This window comes from Bradyrhizobium sp. PSBB068 (assembly GCA_016839165.1).
Lineage (GTDB): Bacteria > Pseudomonadota > Alphaproteobacteria > Rhizobiales > Xanthobacteraceae > Bradyrhizobium.
Window position 1 is genome coordinate 3,480,328 of sequence record CP069300.1, and the last position, 17,631, is coordinate 3,497,958.

General features: G+C 64.8%; 18 protein-coding genes and 1 tRNA gene. 8 read left to right on the forward strand and 11 right to left on the reverse strand.

The window, feature by feature from the left end:
- Positions 1–13: 13 nt before the first annotated feature.
- The 4 genes from JQ507_16110 to JQ507_16125 all read right to left on the reverse strand — a co-directional run bounded on the left by JQ507_16110 (position 14) and on the right by JQ507_16125 (position 2,396).
- A complete protein-coding gene (locus tag JQ507_16110) occupies positions 14–1,303 on the reverse strand; it encodes an HlyC/CorC family transporter (GenBank protein ID QRI72890.1) in 1,290 nt (429 codons plus the stop codon).
- A gap of 190 nt (positions 1,304–1,493) precedes the next feature.
- Positions 1,494–1,751 (reverse strand): hypothetical protein, encoded by a 258-nt coding sequence (locus JQ507_16115; GenBank protein QRI72891.1) that lies wholly within the window; start codon positions 1,749–1,751, stop codon positions 1,494–1,496.
- Positions 1,752–1,879: 128 nt separating this feature from the next.
- Positions 1,880–2,083: a hypothetical protein gene (locus JQ507_16120; protein ID QRI72892.1), complete on the reverse strand. Its 204-nt coding sequence runs from the start codon at positions 2,081–2,083 to the stop codon at positions 1,880–1,882.
- 163 nt (positions 2,084–2,246) lie between these two features.
- A complete protein-coding gene (locus JQ507_16125; GenBank protein QRI72893.1) occupies positions 2,247–2,396 on the reverse strand; it encodes a hypothetical protein in 150 nt (49 codons plus the stop codon).
- Positions 2,397–2,647: 251 nt separating this feature from the next.
- On the opposite strand from JQ507_16125, the gene JQ507_16130 reads away from it, so the two are divergent.
- From JQ507_16130 to JQ507_16140, 3 genes are all read left to right on the forward strand, one after another.
- A complete protein-coding gene (locus JQ507_16130) occupies positions 2,648–2,839 on the forward strand; it encodes a hypothetical protein (protein ID QRI72894.1) in 192 nt (63 codons plus the stop codon).
- A 137-nt stretch (positions 2,840–2,976) separates the two neighbouring features.
- Positions 2,977–3,828: a 3-hydroxybutyryl-CoA dehydrogenase gene (locus tag JQ507_16135; GenBank protein ID QRI72895.1), complete on the forward strand. Its 852-nt coding sequence runs from the start codon at positions 2,977–2,979 to the stop codon at positions 3,826–3,828.
- A gap of 211 nt (positions 3,829–4,039) precedes the next feature.
- Positions 4,040–4,510 (forward strand): hypothetical protein, encoded by a 471-nt coding sequence (locus JQ507_16140; GenBank protein QRI72896.1) that lies wholly within the window; start codon positions 4,040–4,042, stop codon positions 4,508–4,510.
- A gap of 33 nt (positions 4,511–4,543) precedes the next feature.
- Here the strand turns inward: JQ507_16140 and JQ507_16145 are convergent, their stop codons facing one another.
- Positions 4,544–4,723 carry a hypothetical protein gene (locus JQ507_16145; GenBank protein QRI72897.1) on the reverse strand — a complete coding sequence of 60 codons (180 nt, stop codon included), beginning with the start codon at positions 4,721–4,723 and terminating at the stop codon, positions 4,544–4,546.
- 305 nt (positions 4,724–5,028) lie between these two features.
- Between JQ507_16145 and JQ507_16150 the strand changes: the two genes are divergently transcribed.
- From JQ507_16150 to JQ507_16160, 3 genes are all read left to right on the forward strand, one after another.
- Positions 5,029–5,223 carry a hypothetical protein gene (locus JQ507_16150; protein QRI72898.1) on the forward strand — a complete coding sequence of 65 codons (195 nt, stop codon included), beginning with the start codon at positions 5,029–5,031 and terminating at the stop codon, positions 5,221–5,223.
- Positions 5,224–5,405: 182 nt separating this feature from the next.
- Positions 5,406–5,645 carry a hypothetical protein gene (locus JQ507_16155; GenBank protein ID QRI72899.1) on the forward strand — a complete coding sequence of 80 codons (240 nt, stop codon included), beginning with the start codon at positions 5,406–5,408 and terminating at the stop codon, positions 5,643–5,645.
- A gap of 465 nt (positions 5,646–6,110) precedes the next feature.
- On the forward strand, positions 6,111–6,293 hold the full coding sequence (locus JQ507_16160) for a hypothetical protein (GenBank protein ID QRI72900.1): 183 nt from the start codon (positions 6,111–6,113) through the stop codon (positions 6,291–6,293).
- Between the two features lie 323 nt (positions 6,294–6,616).
- Here the strand turns inward: JQ507_16160 and JQ507_16165 are convergent.
- The 3 genes from JQ507_16165 to JQ507_16175 all read right to left on the reverse strand — a co-directional run bounded on the left by JQ507_16165 (position 6,617) and on the right by JQ507_16175 (position 10,554).
- Positions 6,617–6,692 (reverse strand) — tRNA-Lys (locus JQ507_16165).
- A gap of 234 nt (positions 6,693–6,926) precedes the next feature.
- The gene (locus JQ507_16170) at positions 6,927–9,755 is read right to left on the reverse strand and encodes a glycosyltransferase (protein ID QRI72901.1); all 2,829 of its coding nucleotides are present in this window, start codon (positions 9,753–9,755) and stop codon (positions 6,927–6,929) included.
- A 193-nt stretch (positions 9,756–9,948) separates the two neighbouring features.
- On the reverse strand, positions 9,949–10,554 hold the full coding sequence (locus tag JQ507_16175) for a beta-1-3, beta-1-6-glucan biosynthesis protein (GenBank protein QRI72902.1): 606 nt from the start codon (positions 10,552–10,554) through the stop codon (positions 9,949–9,951).
- Positions 10,555–10,799: 245 nt separating this feature from the next.
- Between JQ507_16175 and JQ507_16180 the strand changes: the two genes are divergently transcribed.
- Positions 10,800–12,428: a beta-(1-6) glucans synthase gene (locus tag JQ507_16180; protein ID QRI72903.1), complete on the forward strand. Its 1,629-nt coding sequence runs from the start codon at positions 10,800–10,802 to the stop codon at positions 12,426–12,428.
- On the opposite strand, the gene JQ507_16185 is transcribed toward JQ507_16180, so the two are convergent.
- Together JQ507_16185 and JQ507_16190 are read right to left on the reverse strand one after the other, a co-directional pair.
- On the reverse strand, positions 12,388–12,768 hold the full coding sequence (locus JQ507_16185) for a hypothetical protein (GenBank protein QRI72904.1): 381 nt from the start codon (positions 12,766–12,768) through the stop codon (positions 12,388–12,390). The genes JQ507_16180 and JQ507_16185 overlap by 41 nt on opposite strands.
- Positions 12,769–12,863: 95 nt before the next feature.
- Positions 12,864–14,264 (reverse strand): hypothetical protein, encoded by a 1,401-nt coding sequence (locus JQ507_16190; GenBank protein QRI72905.1) that lies wholly within the window; start codon positions 14,262–14,264, stop codon positions 12,864–12,866.
- Between the two features lie 223 nt (positions 14,265–14,487).
- On the opposite strand from JQ507_16190, the gene glmU reads away from it, so the two are divergent.
- Entirely contained in the window at positions 14,488–15,846 is a 1,359-nt protein-coding gene (glmU, locus tag JQ507_16195; GenBank protein QRI72906.1) for a bifunctional UDP-N-acetylglucosamine diphosphorylase/glucosamine-1-phosphate N-acetyltransferase GlmU, read from the forward strand.
- A 195-nt stretch (positions 15,847–16,041) separates the two neighbouring features.
- Here glmU and actP read toward each other — a convergent pair whose 3' ends face one another.
- Positions 16,042–17,625, reverse strand: a complete 1,584-nt coding sequence (gene actP / locus JQ507_16200) for a cation/acetate symporter ActP (GenBank protein ID QRI72907.1) — start codon at positions 17,623–17,625, stop codon at positions 16,042–16,044.
- Positions 17,626–17,631 lie beyond the last annotated feature (6 nt).

The following is a 17,631-nucleotide window of genomic DNA, read 5'->3' on the forward strand; positions in this document are numbered from 1 at the left end:
CCGGTTGGCAATGTCACGCCACCGGCCGCTTGCTCGCCAGCACCTTGTCGATGCGCCGGCCGTCGAGGTCGACGATCTCGAAGTCCCAGCCCTGCGCAGCGATCTTCGCGCCGGTATCGGGGATCGCGCCGAACGCATGCAGCAGGAAGCCGGCCGCGGTCTGGTAGGGCCGCGGCGAGGGCAGCGCGATGCCGAGCAGTTCGCTGAACTCGAGCGCCGGCATCCAACCGGAGATTAGATAGGAGCCGTCGTCGCGCTTGACATAGGCGGGCTCGGCCGGGCCTTCCTCGGTATGGAAGGCGCCGACGATGGCCTCGAGGATGTCGGCGCTGGTCACGACACCCTGGAAGGTGCCGTATTCGTCGTGCACGAGGCCGATATGCACCGCGGAGTCGCGCAGGATCGCGACCACGTCGCGGGCGTCAACGGTTTCCGGGATGATCGGCGCATCACGCGTCAGCGCACGGATGTCGGGCGTCTGGCCGGCGAGGTAGACATCGAGCACGTCCTTGGCCTGCACGATGCCGAGCGCATGGTCGCGGTTGCCGTCGAACACCACGCAGCGCGAGTGATTGCTCTTTTGCAGGGTCGCCAGGATCTCGGGAGCAGGGGCGGCGAGGTCGATCAGGCTGACCTCGTGACGCGGCGTCATCACGGCTCCGACCGGAAGATCGCCGAGCCGCATCACGCCGGCGATCATCTCCTTTTCGCCGGGCTCGAGCACGCCGGCATTCTCGGCTTCCACCACCAGCGTCTTGATCTCGTCCTCGCTGACGCGGTCCTGCGCGTCTTCGCGGTGACCGAGGACCCACAGCAAGAACTTGCCGGAACGATCGAGCAGCCACACCAGCGGCAGCGACAGCCGCGCCATCACGGTCATCGCCGGAGCAACCCGCACGGCAACCGACTCCGGGTCGCGCAGCGCGATCTGCTTCGGCACCAGCTCGCCGACGATCAGCGAGGCATAGGTGATCACGCCGACGACGATGCCGACACCGGCCGCATCGGCGACGTTCGCAGCCAGCCCGAGTTCGAACAGAAATTGCGAAAGCCGCTGGCCGAGGGTGGCGCCCGAAAAGGCGCCCGACAGCACGCCGATCAGCGTGATGCCGATCTGGACCGTGGACAGGAATTTTCCGGGATCGGAAGCCAGCGCGAGCGCGCGGCGCGAGCCGCTGACGCCGCGTTCGACCAGCGCCGCGAGGCGCGCCGGACGGGAGGAGACGATCGCAAGCTCCGACATCGACAACAGACCGTTGACGACGATCAAGACCGCCACGATCGCAAGTTCCAGATAAAACACGGGAGTCCCTAAGCTTCGGCGGCGTTGGCCGCCCTACGACGCCAATATAGGCACGCCGGCGCTGTTTTGCTGTGCCTCGTCGGGGGGCCCTGCACAAGCAGAGGGTGCGTATGCCGAGCATGCAGTAGGAGATCGCGGCATTTTGGCGCGCCGGCCGGCATGCGGCCCCGAAATGCCGGCCGGTTTCCTGCTAGGCGAGGATCCGCAGCTCGGGCTTGGCGAACGTCTTGCCCGATGCGGCGGGCTGACTCAGCATTTGCCTGGAAGCGGCTTGCAGTTGCACGCGCAGATCGGCGTTGCATTGCTTCATCTGGTTGCGCAGTTCGCGGCGGGAGAAGGCGGTGAGCGTGGGGTCCGCAAGCTGCTGCCAGGCGTTGCGGAGCCATTCCTGCAGCTCGCGAATATTCTGATCCAAAATCTTCTGATCAAGGACGCTGGGCTGGGTCATGCAGCCAAATCCCACGAAGTGATCAGTTGCAAGATAACGCTGATTCGCGCCGCTTCACCTAGCGCTATGTTGCTTTGGGCGCGTGTTCAGCGGGGGATCGGATGCGGCAGGCGCCGCCATGGCCCGCGTCAGCGGGCGTTGTCGGCGCCGGCGCGCAGCAGGTCCAGTGCGATCGGCAGCGCGAGGAACAGCGCGGCCAGCATCGAGAGATGACGCGTCTGCGTGGCGGTCAGGCCGAGATTGTGCTGGGCGAGATAGGCAAGCATGATCGCCGTGTATGCGGCAACGCAGATTGCGACCACGATGCTTCCGAAATCGGTCTTGCTGTCCATGGCGCACCACTTCGTTGCGGGAGTGGTGTAGCGTGGCTCGCCTTCACCGACTATGAGCTGGATCACGGCCGCGAGGCCGCCAATCGGCTTGGCAGGTCTCGGCGATCGATCAGGCCTGCCAGCCGCAGAGCCGCATCGGTCGTGGCGATGCGCCCCAACAGGCCTAACGAGGCACGTTGCCTTCGGGGCGGCTTTCGCGCGGAAGCTTGACCGGGACGTGGGGCGACGTGCTCACCACGCGCGGGGCTCCGTTGGAATGGGTCTGGCCGTTGAGCAATGTCTCGAGCACCAAAAAGAACTTTTCAGAAAGCATGGGCGTAGCCCTCGTGGTCTAATGTTATGTCGCGGCGCTCCGCGGAAAATTCGATCAACTAAATGCGAGTCGCATCGACATGGCGATGCCGCGGCGCAGGGTCTTCAATACGCAATCCGCAAGATTACCGGTGCCCGCGCCATCAACGCATCGAGGCTTGCGCGAAATAGTTGCCAAAATCCTAACGATTGCTGGTGCAGCTCGTGATGGCACTCACCGTTCCTTCAAGGATGCACATTAACGATAGGGGTATGGATCGTGACCACGATATCGACGAAGGATTCGGATCGGCGCTTCGCCGCAACTACGGGCGACTGGCCTGGTGGATCGTGCGGCTCAATCGCGTGTTCGAGCCGTCGCGCGCGGCCGAGCCGACGCGCACCCAATTGCCGCCACGGCCGACCGTCCCGCCGAGGCGGCCGGTACCGCCACGTCCGGAATAGGCCCCACCAGAATACCATCGTCTGCTGTATCGGCCATTCGGCCGGACTGCTATGCATGCGCCATCCGCGGACCCCACGGTCCGCCGTTTTTGACGATGCGGCTGCGAGGCGGCCGAGCGACGAGAGGGATTGATACAATGATCGAGACGGTTGGCATCATCGGCGCCGGAACCATGGGCAACGGCATCGCGCAGATCTGCGCTGCCGCAGGACTGAACGTGACCATGGTGGATATCTCGGACGCGGCGGTGCAGCGCGGCCTGAAGACGGTCGGGGGCAGTCTCGATCGCCTGGTCAGCAAGGAGAAGATGACCGCGGCGGATCGCGACGCGACGCTTGCGCGGATCAACGCGACCACCGACAAGTCCAAGCTTGCCGCCTGCGATCTCGTGATCGAAGCGGCGACCGAGAACGAGGAGCTGAAGGTCAAGATCCTCAGGGATCTCTGCGCCGGGCTGAAGCCGAGCGCGCTGGTTGCGACCAACACCTCGTCGATCTCGATCACCCGCCTTGCGGCCTCCACCGATCGTCCGGACCGCTTCATCGGGATGCACTTCTTCAATCCGGTCCCGGTGATGGCGCTGCTCGAACTGATCCGCGGCTTGCAGACCTCGGACGACACGGTCGCCAAGGCCGAAGCCTTCGCCAAGCGCGTCGGCAAGGTCGCGATCACCGCGAAGAACAGCCCGGGCTTTGCGGTCAACCGCATCCTGTGCCCAATGATCAACGAGGCGATCTTCGCGCTGCAGGAAGGCATTGCGACCGCGGAGGAGATCGATGCCGGCATGAAGCTCGGCTGCAACCATCCGATCGGACCGCTCGCGCTCGCCGACCTGATCGGGCTCGACACCATGCTGTCGGTGATGGAGGTGTTCTACACCGGCTTCAACGATCCCAAGTACCGGCCGGCGCCGCTGCTGAAGGAGATGGTCGATGCCGGCCATCTCGGCCGCAAGACCGGGCAGGGCTTCTACAGCTACAGCAAGTGACGTCCGCGCGCGGCTGATCCCCGTAGTCATCCGGGATGGATCGCGCCGGAAGGCTCGCGTAACCACAACACCTGATCCGCCACGAGGCGGGGGACATCAGACACGAGGCCCGGACTCCTAGGCACACCGGGCCTCGCGGTCGAGGGCGACGGCGGCGAAGCGTCGTCGAAGCCGTAGCCGGCATTGCCTCGGGGATAAGGCGGGCGCTCCGATGTGGAAGCGGAACTGGCAGCGATGTTGGCAGACCTGGACGATCGACAAGCCGGCCGCGCTTGGCGACTGGCTCTGGCTGGTCCTGGTGGTCGAGCTCGCCGCCTTGCTGGACCGGCTGACATTGCGGAAGCTGATTGCGCTGATCCCGGTGGTCATCCTGATCGTCGCTTACCTGCACCGGATTCCGCTTCCGCCCGAATTGATGCTGGTCGGCGATATGCTGGCCTATATCGACGTCTTCTCGATGATCTTCCTGATCGGCTTGTTCACGCGCGTTGCGACCGTCCTGGCCGTCGTCAGGCGGGCCATTGCGTTGGTTCGCGATATCGCGGAGCGCGTGCCAAAGGCGTTGCACCGGTTCGACATGCGGCATCGCCGCGCAACGGACAGCGCGCGCCGCAGGCGGCTCGCACGGGCCGGGGACGACGATGATGACGGCGCCGTCCCCGCATACCTGGCCTGGGCCTAGGCGGTGCGGCGTTGAGGAACGCGATTGCGCGGCCTATCGGGACTGGTGGTGCAGCTGATCGCCGCCGCCCCGGTGCGATCTCGAAAGATCGGTCGGAACCTGCCGGGAGCGATGGAACGCGAAGCCCATCTGGACGCTCCAGATACCGAACATCAGCGCGCCTGCCACACATGCCGCCACGAAGGCCCAATCGCGCTTCTTCATCTGGTTCAACAATGCCAACTCAACGCCGCGCCACCGCACCCTTCGCGAAGATACCCCTGCACTGCGCTCAAGACGTTGCTGCGTCCGAAGCAAGACTCACGCATAGTGTAGCCATCGGGTGCGCTTGTCGATCAGCCCGGCGCGTGTCCGCGCCCGGCGCGCGCCCGCACTGGTCACGGAGCAGTGATTGTCAAATCATGCGTCCAGCAACACTCCGACCAGATAGTCCGGCGTTCGCAACAATCTTGCCAAACTTTCACTAGGCCGTTGGCGCAGTGAGTTCGAAGATGCTGAACGGAATCGGACGAATCGCAATGACCGAACTTGAGGAGCTTCGATACTTCGAGCACCAGTGCCTGGAGATGGCCAGGCAGTCCACGCTGCCGGATGCTCGACATGCGCTCCAGAGCCTCGCCCGCAACTACGCCACGGCGGCGGAAATCCTCGAACGGCGCGCGCAATCCGCCAACACGGCGCTCGCCCAACTGTTTCGACGCCTGAGGCTGTGACGAGGCAGAAGCAGCGGCCAAACCAGGCGAGCTGCGGGTTGCCACCCGCGCGAACAACGTTTCATTAACCCGACTCGCCCACGCTCGTATTGGGCCGTCTGGATGGGCCGCTTGCAGAGGGCCGCCACGGATGAGTTCCGTGGCGGCCCTTTGTCTTCTGACCGTGTTGAGGGAGACGACCGATGGACTACGGCGCCTTCACCGACGCCAGCCTGAAGATGATGTACGAGGCCGTCCGCGGCGCGCTCAAGGCCGACGATGAATTCGAGGCGAACGGCGAGGAGCCGAAATTCCGGGTCCGCGCGACGCCGGAGTGGAAGCGGCACGCCGGAAGCCTCGAAGCCGAGATGCTGAAGCGAGGGCTTCAGGTCGATATCATCGATTGGACGGGCGGGCAGGGCGAGCTGCCGCTGTCTTCTTGAACAACGTCAACTTCGATCGACCCTGATCTCCCCATTGCGCTGACGCGTGTCGATTGATTCCGCAGCTGTCCGGCTATCCTTTGGGAATGGGTTTCCCGCCCGCAGGGCCTATCGGCTTGGGACCCGCCAGGGGCGGAGGGCCAATGGACGGAAACGGAATCTGATCGGTATCGTTGGTTGATTTTGCCGGTCGTGTCCTGGGACGAACCTCGTCGTCCAATGACGGACAAGTCTTCTCCCAGCCTGGACCATAGGCCGTGTCGAGTGCGGCAAGGATGCAAGGCGCGAACCAGACTGCGACGGCCCTGGCAAATCTCATGTGCCAGTTCCTCACGCTTGAAGAACCACGGAAACAATCCGTGTGCGCATATTTGGCGGATTGCCGGCGCTGTTGCGACGACGATACAGAGATACAAGCGCAACGATGCTAACCAACCTGCATCTGAACCAGGATGGGGTTGTGTCGTGTCGGGATCTGATCAGTGGAACGCTACGAATAGCCCTTACTCGTCTGCCCAGGCGCCACTGCTGCGCGATGAGCAGCAGCAGTTCGACCACTATCACAAGTTCGACGATGCCATCGCGCGATCGGCGCAGAGTGGCTCGAAAACCGTGATTTGGGATCGCTACAATCCGCCGGTTCGTTGATCTGGCGGGTGGCCGGGCATCCCATGGGCGACGGCATGCTGTCCTGACCGTCCCGAAAAAGTACGCCGCCGGGCCCGAAATGGTTTGTCCCGACGGCGCCCTGTTTCAATCTGGGGACTGCAATCCCAGCACCGAGCGAAATCGCAAGTTCAGTGCCAATCGGATCAGCCCGGCTCAGGTCTACCGGCCACCGTTCATCACACCGGCTGCTAGCGCCGCGCGAGGTAGGCCAAGCCGAGCACGCCCAGTGTGCATGGTGTGGACGATCCGAACTGACCTCCGGCCGGCTTAGGTCTATTTCTCTCTTAAGTGATTGATTTAATTGGTGAGCGCGGAGGGACTCGAACCCTCGACCCCATGATTAAAAGTCACGTGCTCTACCGCCTGAGCTACGCGCTCACTCACCTGAACATCAGATCCGGACCAAGCGGTGAAACCGCTCCGGATCATGCTCCAGCCCGCGCTGTGTAGGGGGCAGGGCCCATCGGGTCAATAGCCGATGGGCAGTCAATTGTGCACCGTTGCGGCGGATTTGCCGTTCCAATGCCTGTGCTTAGGGCCGTTTCTTGAAGTGAGCTTCTTGTTGGCGCATGGTCTTTCGGAAAACCGCTGCGCACTTTTCCGGATCATGCGCTAGTTGTCGCGGCCGATTTCCGAGCCGACCGGCTGCTGCGGGGCGGCGACCGAGGGCAGGCTGACCGGTCGCAACCCGATCAGTTCCGCGGTGCGGATCGCGCTGTTGCGCCAGAACGCGAACTCGTTGATCCGCGAATTCTCCAGGATCGCGATCGCGACCGCCGCCAGGAACGGCAGGCTCTGCAGCACCAGGACGCCGGCGAAGATGTAGATCTCCCGCACCTGCTTGTAGCCGTTGGTGACGACCAGCACGATGGCGCCGATCAGGAGCAGCACGCCGATCACGGCCTCCCAGAACGCCTGGAATTCGATCGACATCCGCGACAGGCCGCCCTTGGAGGTGCGGGCGAAGGCGAGGTGCTCGGTGATCAGGCCCTGCGCCACCGCGCGCGACACCGTCCATTGCACGCTCATCGCCGCGATCATGGCGCCCAGCATCTGGCCGGCCTTGATGTTCACCCGCAGCCGGTAGAGCGCGACGAAATGCACCAGCGAGACGATGAAGGAGGCGATGATCGGAAGGGTCAGGATCTTGTCGGGGATCGCGATGTCGGCGAAGGCGACGATCGGCACCCAGATCAAATTGAGGATCGCGACCACGACGCCGAGACTTTCGGCGCCGAGCCAGTTGAGCCAGCCGAGCGAGAATTCGCGGCGCTGATCCGGCGTCAGCCGGCTCGCCCCGGGCAGGAAGCGGCGCCAGTGCTTCTTGACGATCTGGAAGCCGCCATAGGCCCAGCGGTGGCGCTGCTTCTTGAACGCCTCGTAGGTGTCGGGCAGCAGGCCTTCGCCGTAGCGCACATTGGTGTAGTGCGTGAGCCAGCCCGCCTGCTGGATCGAAAGGCCGAGATCGGTGTCCTCGCAGATCGTGTCGCTCGACCAGCCGCCGACCTTGTCCATCGCGGCGCGGCGGATCAGGCACATCGTGCCGTGCACGATGATGGCGTTGAACTCGTTGCGCTGGACCATGCCGATGTCGAAGAAGCCGGCATATTCGCCGTTCATGATGTAGTGCATCAGCGAGCGGTCGCCGTCGCGATGCTCCTGTGGCGCCTGCACCAGGCCGACGCGGGGATCGGCGAAGGCGGGGACGAGATCCTTGAGCCAGTCCGGATGCACGACATAGTCGGCGTCGATGATGCCGATGATCTCGGCATCCGCCGCGGTGCGTTCCATCGCGATCCGCAGCGCGCCGGCCTTGAAGCCCTGCACCTTCTCGGCATTGATGAACTTGAAGCGCTCGCCGAGCTGCCGGCAGTGATCCTGGATCGGCCGCCAGAACTCGGGATCCGGCGTGTTGTTGATGATGCAGACGCACTCGAAATTCGGATAGTCGAGCCGCGACACCGCATCGAGCGTCTGCTTCAGCATCTCGACCGGTTCGAAATAGGCCGGGATGTGGATCGAGACCTTCGGAAACTTGACGTCCTCGCCGATGGTGGCGGGCGCCAGCGTCGCGCTCTTGCCGATCAGCCGGCGTGGGCCATGGCCGAACGCCACCGCCGCGATCTCCTCGATCCGCGCCATCGCGATCAGCACCAGCGGCACCAGCAGCACGAGGCCGAGGCTGAGCGCGAAGGCCGAGCCCCAGACGAAATAATGCGTGGTCCAGTATGAGAACACGGTCGCAACCCAGGCGCCGACGCCATTGGCGGCGGCCGACAGCACCAGCGCCTGCATCACCGTCGGCTGGTCCAGCCGCAGGATCGGCAGCGACATGAACAGGCCGACGAGGACCGCGACCAGCGCGATCTTCCAGTAATTCAGGTCGGTGACCGGACCGGTCCAGGCGAACTTCGCCTCGCGGTCGGCATTGAGGATGCCCCAGTAGGGACCGACGCCGCCTTCGAAGTACTTCCAGGGCTGATCGATCGCTTCGACGATGTTGTAGTCCATGCCGATGGCTTCGGCGCGGGTGACGAAGTTGCGCAGCACGGTGGCCTGCTGGAACGCGCCCGGCTCGGCGTTGCGCAGATTGTAGCCCTGGCTCGGCCAGCCGAACTCGGCGATCAGGATGCGCTTGCCGGGGAAGGAGTCGCGCAACAGATTGTAGCGGTCGACCGCCTGGTCCACCGCCTGCTTGTCGGTGAAGTTTTCCCAGTAGGGCAGCACGTGGGCGGCGATGAAGTCGGACGAATTGGCGAGCTGCGGATGGTCTCGCCAGATGTTCCAGATTTCACCGGTCGTGACGGGAACGTTGACCGATTTCTTGACGCGCTGGATCACCTTGATCAGGCGGTGCACGTTGCTTTCGGCAATCGCCCATTTGACCGCTTCGCCGCGCTTGTCTTCGGGCTGCGTTTCCGCGTCGTGCAGGCGTTGCGCCTCCTCGCGAAGGATTCGTTCGGATTCCTCCGGCGGCACTCCGACTTCCGGAACCGAGCCGAGGTTTTCGAGCGGGACCTGCTCGCCGCGGAACACGGTTTCGTTGCCGACCACGATGCCGATGACGTTGCTGTTGCGCTTGGCAAGATTGATCGCAGCTTCGATCTCGCGGTTGTTGCGGTTGGCGTCCTTGTCGATCCAGGCGCCGACCGTGACCTTCATGCCGAACTCGGCGGCGACCGGCGGCACCAGTTCGTTGCCTTCGGTCGACGAATAGAGGCGGACCGCCTTGGTGAGCGTCGAGAGCTTTCTGAGGTCCGTGCGCACCTTCTCGGTGTCGGCGGCAACGTCCGCGACCGTGTGGCCCGACTCGAACGGGGCGTAGGACAGGCTCGGCAGCGTGCCACGGAAATCGGGCGCTGCCTGCTTCTCCTGGAAGAGACCCCACAGGGCGGCGTGAGCGGCGGTGACAAGCAACAGGACGGCGACGACGGCGCGCATCGCGGTTAAACCATACGGGGCCTGAGATTGAGGACTAAGCGAACCCGTCCCCTGGGTTCGACCAACATGGCGGCGGAGCGAAAGATATCTCCGCCATCCGATTTAACAACTGGTATGCCGCAATGGCGTTTTAAGGGCGCAAGCCGTTCCAGCCGCGAAAAAAATCGCGGCCGGTCCCGATCGCGCGGCGCGCTTATTTCGACGCCGGCGCAGGCGAGGCCGACGGGGTTGGCGCAGGCGAGGGTGACGCTGCCGGCGCTGGCGCGCCATTGCCGGCCGTCGACGGCGCCGGGGTGGGTGCAGGCGCGGCGGCGGCGGCCTGCGGCTGGGCGCCCGGATTGATCCAGCAGGCGTGGATGCGGCCGTCGAGGCTGCCGCGCACCTTGTCGTCGATCTGGGCGCCGAACCGGGTCAGGCAGCGGAACGCGGCCTGGACGTGGCCGCCGGGGCAGCCGAACCGGTCATAGAGGTCGAGATGACGGAATGCGGTATCGAGGTCGTCGTTCCACATCAGGCGGACCACGCGGCGGCCGAGCCAGACGCATTCCGGATTGCCGGCCGGACCATTGATGGCCTGCTGGGCCTCGACGAATTCCTCGACCTTGCGCTGGTTGGCTTCCCGCGCGGCAGTGGCGTCGGCCTGTCCGGGCTGCTGTTTGGCCTGGTCCGGCGGATTCGGTGTGCCGCTCTGGGCGAAAGCGCCGCCGTCTCCGGTCAGGAGCGCAAGGCCTGTGACAAGGCCCGTTACGGCAAGGTGGCGCAAAGCAGTGTTCTTCAACTCAAGCAGCCGTCGACGCATGTATTCCCCGATAATGTTCCTGCCCCCGCGGGATCATCCTAACGGCTCGCGTGATGCCGTCCAAATAGGTCTCCAGTGCGGCGGAGACTCTGGCGGAGTCAGATGACCGGAATTTGGTATTTTGTCCAGCAAACTCACAACTTTATCGTTCCAGAGCAAAACTGTCGCAGGACAACCATGGTATTGACCTAATCCTACTCTTGGCAGACGGGCTGTGACCGGCTAATTCGACGGTCCCCCGGAGGATGGAACCGATTTCGCTTCGTACGCCGCTGGCGCTTCTCCTGATCTCGCTCGCCGTGATTGCATCCGTGTGGTGGTGGCTCGCCACGCCGATTACGCTCGTGCGCGCGCCGATCGATCCTGCCGCAAAGCTGCAATGCGTGTCCTACACGCCGTTCCGCGGCGCCCAGACGCCGCTCGATCCCACCACGCAGATTCCGGTCGAGCAGATCGAGCAGGACTTCGCCGATCTCGCCAAGGTCACCGACTGCGTGCGCACCTATTCGATCGAGAACGGCCTCGACCAGGTCCCCGCCGTCGCGGCCAAGGTCGGGTTGAAGGTGATGCAGGGCATCTGGCTCAGCAGCAACCGTTTCAAGAACCTGCAGCAGATCGCGATCGCGGTGCGGCTCGCCAAGGAATATCCGGGCGTGGTCACCTCGCTGATCGTCGGCAACGAAGTGCTGCTGCGCGGTGAGATGACAGCCGCCGATCTGGCCGGCAACATCCGCGCGGTGAAGGCTTCGGCCGGCAATATCCCGGTCACCTATGCCGACGTCTGGGAATACTGGATAAAGAACCGCGAGATCTATGACGCGGTCGATTTCGTCACCATTCACATCCTGCCGTATTGGGAGGACATCCCGGTCAAGGCGAAGTACGCCGCGGCGCATGTCGACGAGATCCGCAAGAGGATGGCGGTCACGTTCCCTGGCAAGGAGATCCTGATCGGCGAGACCGGCTGGCCGAGCCAGGGGCGGATGCGGGAGGGCGCATTGCCGTCGCGCACCAACCAGGCTCGGGTGGTGTCGGAGATCCTCGACCTCGCCAAGAGCGAGGGCTTTCGCGTCAACCTGATCGAGGCCTATGACCAGCCCTGGAAGCGCAAGCTCGAGGGCACCGTCGGCGGCAATTGGGGCCTGTTCGATTCGGTGAAGCGGCAGGTCAAATATCCACCCGGCGTTCCGATCTCCAACTATCCGGACTGGAAGCTGCAGATGGCGGGCGGCATGGCGCTGTCGGTCGCCACCTTCCTGGTGGCCTGGCTGACATTGCGCCGCAGGCCCTGGACGCCACGGCCGTCGGCCTGGATTGCAGTCGCCATTTCGGCGACGACGGCGGGGGCGCTGCTCGGGATCGCCGGCGACAAGATGTATTACGAGAGCTACGGCACCAGCGGCTTTCTGCATTGGGGCGTGCTGCTCGCGGCCGCGATCATCGCGCCCTTGCTGACCGCGCATGCGCTGATTGCCGGGCGCTCGCTGCCGACCTTCCTGGAACTGATCGGGCCGCGCGACTATCGCGGCAAGGGCGCGATCGGCGCACTACTGGCGATCGTGCTTGCCGTCACCACCGTCATCGCCGCCGAGACCGCGCTCGGCTTCGCCTTCGATCCGCGTTATCGCGACTTCCCCTATGCCTCGCTGACCATGGCCGTGGTGCCGTTCGCGCTGCTGACCATGCTCAACCGCCCGAAGGAAGGCATCCGGCCGCTCGCCGAATCCGTGTTCGCCGGCCTGCTCGCGATCGCCGCCCTCTACACGATCTACAACGAGGGCACGATCAACTGGCAGTCGGACTGGACCTGCGTGATGTATCTGTTGCTCGCCGCTACGCTGTGGCGGGCGCGGGCCGCGCAAAACCCAGGATGAACAGGCCGATCGCAAGGCCTGACAACACGACGTTGTAGAGCACGATCCCGAGCCCGGCGGCAATCAGCCCGCCGGTGAGCAGCACGATCGAGGGCCGCATCAGGTTCAACAGCGCGATCACCAGCGCGGTGATGCCGAACACCGAATTCTTGAACAGCACGGTCGAGAGCGCACGCGCCTTGCAGAGCATGGTCTGCGTGCCGGCGTCGCAGGCCAGCGCGACGGGCGAGAACTCGATCGCCAGATAGCGCACGTAGAGCGCGTACCCGACAGTGACGAAGCCGACGACCATCAGGAACTGGACCTGATAGGGGGAGAGGCGGAACGGAGGTTTTGTCATCGCGGCACTATGGTCGGGAACGGGGGCTGGGACAAGGCTCGGTCAAAGCAGCGAAATCGGTTGAGAATTTGGCCGCAATCCTTTGCCGGACATGACTATTGGCTGTTTCGCCGGAACATCGACGAGATTGTCGCAGGCTCCGGCTTCTTTTCCTCGACGGCCGGTTGCGGCGGCGCGGCGAGGGTGCTGCGCTTCGGCGCCAACCGCCGGTGCGGCTGCGCCGCTCTGGCTCCGGCGGGCGGCTCGTTTACGGCCAGCCGCTGGCCGTCATAGATCGCCGTCTCGCAGGTCCGCTGGATCAGGCTGAGGCCGGCGCAGATCTTGGCAGCGGTGCCGGCGTCGTTCAGCGGTCCGGCGACCAGGCGCAGCTGCATGCCGAGTCCGTTGCTGTTTTCCTTGATGACGATGATCGGCCGCAGCGCGGCCAGCGGCGCGTTGGCCTTAGCCTTCAACAAGCCGCGCCATAATGCCCGTAGTCCGTTGACCGAATTTGCGGTGCCGAGATCGACGCCGAATTCGGTGCGGTGGATCTGAGCCTTCGGCGCGTCGTCTTCAACGTCGGAGTCCGGATCCGGTGTGATCACCAGCGGCGGTATCGGTGCGGCGTTGACGTCGTTGGCGGTCGGCGGCTTGATCGTTGCGGTCGCCTTGCTCGCCGCAGGTTCGAGCGATGCCACCCGCGGCTTCTCGGCAGGTGGCTTGTCCGCGACCGGCAGCGCCGCAAGCGCTGCCGCGGCCGCCTTTGTATCCTCGGCACTGGCTGCCGCAGCTGCGGCACTCATCGGACTGGCAACTGTTGCGGCGGGAGCAGGAGCCGGCGACGAATTGTCAGCCGCCAACGGCTTCTCTGTGGCAACCGGCGGCTTCGCCGAGGCGGGCGCCGGCTTCCTGTCAGCCGTTACAGGCTTGTCGGCCGCAGCAGCGGGCTTTTCGGTTGGTGGCGGCTTGCTGTCGGTGGCTGCCGGTACCTTGTCGGGCGTGACCGGCTTGTCCGATACGGCAGGCGGCGTGGTTGCGACGATGGCAACGGCTGGTGCGGCGGCGGACGCCGTATTGGCGGAGGTCGGCGGTGTGACGGGGGCCGCCGCCGAGGGAGGCGGTCCCGGCACAGGTGCGGCCGGCTGCTTTGCGATCGTGCCGGTCACGGAGTCGAGACCCTGTTCCAGCGTGGTGACGCGCGAATAGAGCCGGTCGCGGTCGCCGTTCAGCGTATCGATCGCGGAGGCGAGCCGGCGCGTCTCGTTATGGCTCTCCTTCGCCAATGTCTGCAATTGCTGGGCCTGGCGTGCGATGTCTGACGCGGCGACCAGGTCGCGACGCATCGTCAGTGCCGACTGGTTGGCCATCACGGCGATGGTGACGGCGCCGACCGCAGCTGCGCCCCACGAGCCGAGCCGCCACAGCATGCGGCGATCGAAGGCGTCCTCTTCGGCCAAAAAGCCGGAGGTGCTCTCGGTGTCTAAATCCGCCGCCAGACTGTCGCGATCTTTGGCCAAAGCCCGCTTGGCCCTCCTCAAGGCCCGCCGAATCACGAGGCAAAGATTAACAGGAAATGGACCGGGAACTTGAATCCGGAGGACCATGAGGGCGAAACGGTTTCTTCTGCCGGGGAAAACAATTAAAGACGGCCTCCAAGAAGGCTTTGAACGTAAGCTTTGGACGTTAGCTTTGAACGTAAGGTTGGCGCGGCGAACTTCGCGCGATATCGGGGATTTTCGAATGACTGCGCGAACGAGCCTGACAGTGGTGCTTGCGGCCGGCGAGGGCACGCGGATGCGCTCGTCGCTGCCGAAAGTGCTGCACCCCGTGGCCGGGCAGGCGTTGCTGGTGCATGTGCTCAATGCCGCCGCCTCCGGCGTGGGCTCGCAGCTCGCGGTGGTGATCGGCCCCGATCACGAGGCGGTCGCCGCCGAGGCGCGCCGGGTGCGGCCCGATGCCGGGATCTACGTGCAGCGCGAACGGCTTGGCACCGCGCATGCGGTGCTGGCGGCGCGCGAGGCGATCGCCGGCGGCGCCGACGACCTGCTGGTCGCGTTCGGCGACACGCCGCTGATCTCGGCCGAGACCTTTGCGCGGATGCGCGCGCCGCTGCGCGACGGCGCGGCGCTGGCGGTGCTCGGCTTCCATGCCGCCGACCCGACCGGCTACGGCCGGCTGGTGGTCGAGAACGGCACGCTGGTGGCGATTCGCGAGCACGCTGACGCCAGCCCCGAGCAGCGCACCATCACGCTGTGCAATGCCGGCGTAATGGCGTTCGACGGCAGGACCGCGCTCGCGATCATCGAGAAGATCGGCAACGCCAACGCCAAGGGCGAATACTACCTGACCGATGCCGTCGGCATCGTCAGGGACATGGGATTGGAGGCCGTCGTGATCGAGACCAGCGAAGACGAAGTGCGCGGCATCAACACCAAGGCGCAGCTCGCCGAGGCCGAGGCTGTGATGCAGGCGCGACTGCGCAAGGCCGCGCTCGATGCCGGCGTGACCCTGATCGCGCCGGACACCGTCCATCTCGCCGCCGATACCAAATTCGGCAACGACGTCGTGATCGAGCCGTTCGTGGTGATCGGACCGGGCGTCTCGATCGACGATGGCGCGGTGATCCATTCGTTTTCGCACCTCGTCGAGGCGAAGGTCGGCAAAAAGGTGTCGGTTGGTCCCTACGCGCGGCTGCGGCCGGGCACCTCGCTCGGTGACGGCGCGCGGATCGGCAATTTCGTCGAGACCAAGGCCGCGGTGCTCGAGGCTGGCGTCAAGGTCAACCATCTCTCCTATGTCGGCGACGCCCATGTCGGCGCCAATTCCAACCTCGGCGCCGGCACCATCACCTGCAACTATGACGGCTTCCTCAAGCACGAGACCTTGATCGGCGAGGGCGCCTTCGTCGGCACCAATACGTCGCTGGTCGCGCCGGTCACGATCGGCAAGGGCGCCTATATCGGCTCGGGCTCCGTCATCACCAGGGACGTTCCCGACGACGCCATGGCGCTGGAGCGCAGTGAGCAGTCGATCCGCGAGGGCGGCGCTGCGCGTTACCGCGCAGCGAAGCTGAAGGCGAAGGCGGCGAAGGGGAAGTGATCTTCTCCTGGTCTGATCGGGAGTCTGCCTCCGTCCCAAGACGTCGTCCCTGCGGAAGTGTTCGCAGGGCCCCATAACCACAGGGTTGTGTTGCTGGAGCAAGCTGCGGCCACAGCGCGGCAAACCAGTTGGCGCTCGTGGTTATGGTCCGGCTCAGGGCCGGGACGACACCGAATGTGCTGCGCGCTCAGTGAATCAGGCCGCACTCTTCGCCCGGGCAGGTTCGCTGGTGGTCGGCTGGACCGGTCCGAGCAGGATGCGCTGCTGCATCTCGTCGAAGGCGAGATCTGCGTTCTTCTCCCGGGTGACCAGCGACAGCAGGATCGCGACCGCGAAGGAGAGCGGCATGCTGATGATCGCCGGGTTGCGCAGCGATACGAACCACCATTGATGCTCGATCGCGGTGAGCTGCTTGCCGAGAATGTCGACCTGGATCGTCGGCGACAGATAGATCAGCACCAGCGAGCTCAGCGTGCCGACCAGAATGCTCGCCACCGCCGCGGGCGTCGTGAAGCGGCGCCAAATGATGGAGAGCACGAGCGAGGGGAAGTTCGCGGCGCAGGCGATCGAGAACGCGAGGCCCGCCATGAAGGCGACGTTCTGGCCTTCGAACGCGATGCCGAGCATGATGGCGAAGATGGAAATCAGAACGGTTGCGACGCGCGCGACCTTGAGCTGCTCTTGCTCGGAAGCGGCGCCGTTCCGGATCACATTGGTCCAGACGTCGTGACAGAGCGTGGCGACGCCCGACAGCGTCAGCCCTGCGACGACGGCGAGCATGGTCGCGAACGCGACCGCGCAGATGAAGCCGAAGAAAGCGTTGCCGCCGACGGTGAGTGCGAGCAGGGGCGCGGCCATGTTGCCGCCACCTCCGGCTTTGGCCACCGCGTCGGCGCCGACCAGCACCATGGCGCCAAAGCCGATGATGAAGACCATGAGATGAAAGACGCCGATCAGGCCGGTAGCATAGAGGATCGACAGCCGCGCGGCCTTGGCATCCTTCACCGTGTAGGCCCGCATCAGCACATGCGGCATCGCGGCAGTGCCGAACATCAGGCCGAGCCCGAGCGAGATGGCATCCCATTGGCCCGAGACCACCTTCGATCCCGGCTGCAGCACCTTGGTGCCGTATTTCTCGGACGCCGCGGCGAACAGCTTCAGTGGGTTCATGTCGAAATGGGTCAACACCAGGAAGGCGAGCAGGATGCCTCCGCCCATCAGCAGCGCAGCCTTCACGACCTGCACCCAGGTCGTCGCCAACATGCCGCCGAACAGGACGTAGACCAGCATCACGCTGCCGACCACGACGACCGACCAGGTGTAGGGCAGGCCGAACAGCAGCTTGATCAGCGATCCCGTCGCGACCATCTGGGCGATCAGGTAGAACAGGATGACGGCCAGCGTTCCGACGGCGCCGGCGAGGCGCACGGGGCGCTGGCGCAGGCGATAGGCCACGACGTCGGCGAAGGTGAAGCGGCCGACGTTGCGCAGGGGTTCGACGATCAGGAACAGAATGATCGGCCAGCCGACCAGCCACCCGATCGAATAGATCATGCCGTCGAAGCCGTTCGAGGTGACGATCCCTGCAATTCCGAGCAGGGCCGCGGCGCTCAGGAAGTCCCCCGCAAGCGCCCAGCCGTTCTGCCACGGCGTGACCTGGCCGCCGGCGGCAAAGAAGTGCTCGGTGGTGCGCGTGCGCCGCGCGGCCCAATAAGTGATCCCCAGCGTCAACGCCATGAAGGCGAAGAAGAACCCGATCGAAAGCGTGCTGCTGCCCATTCTTAC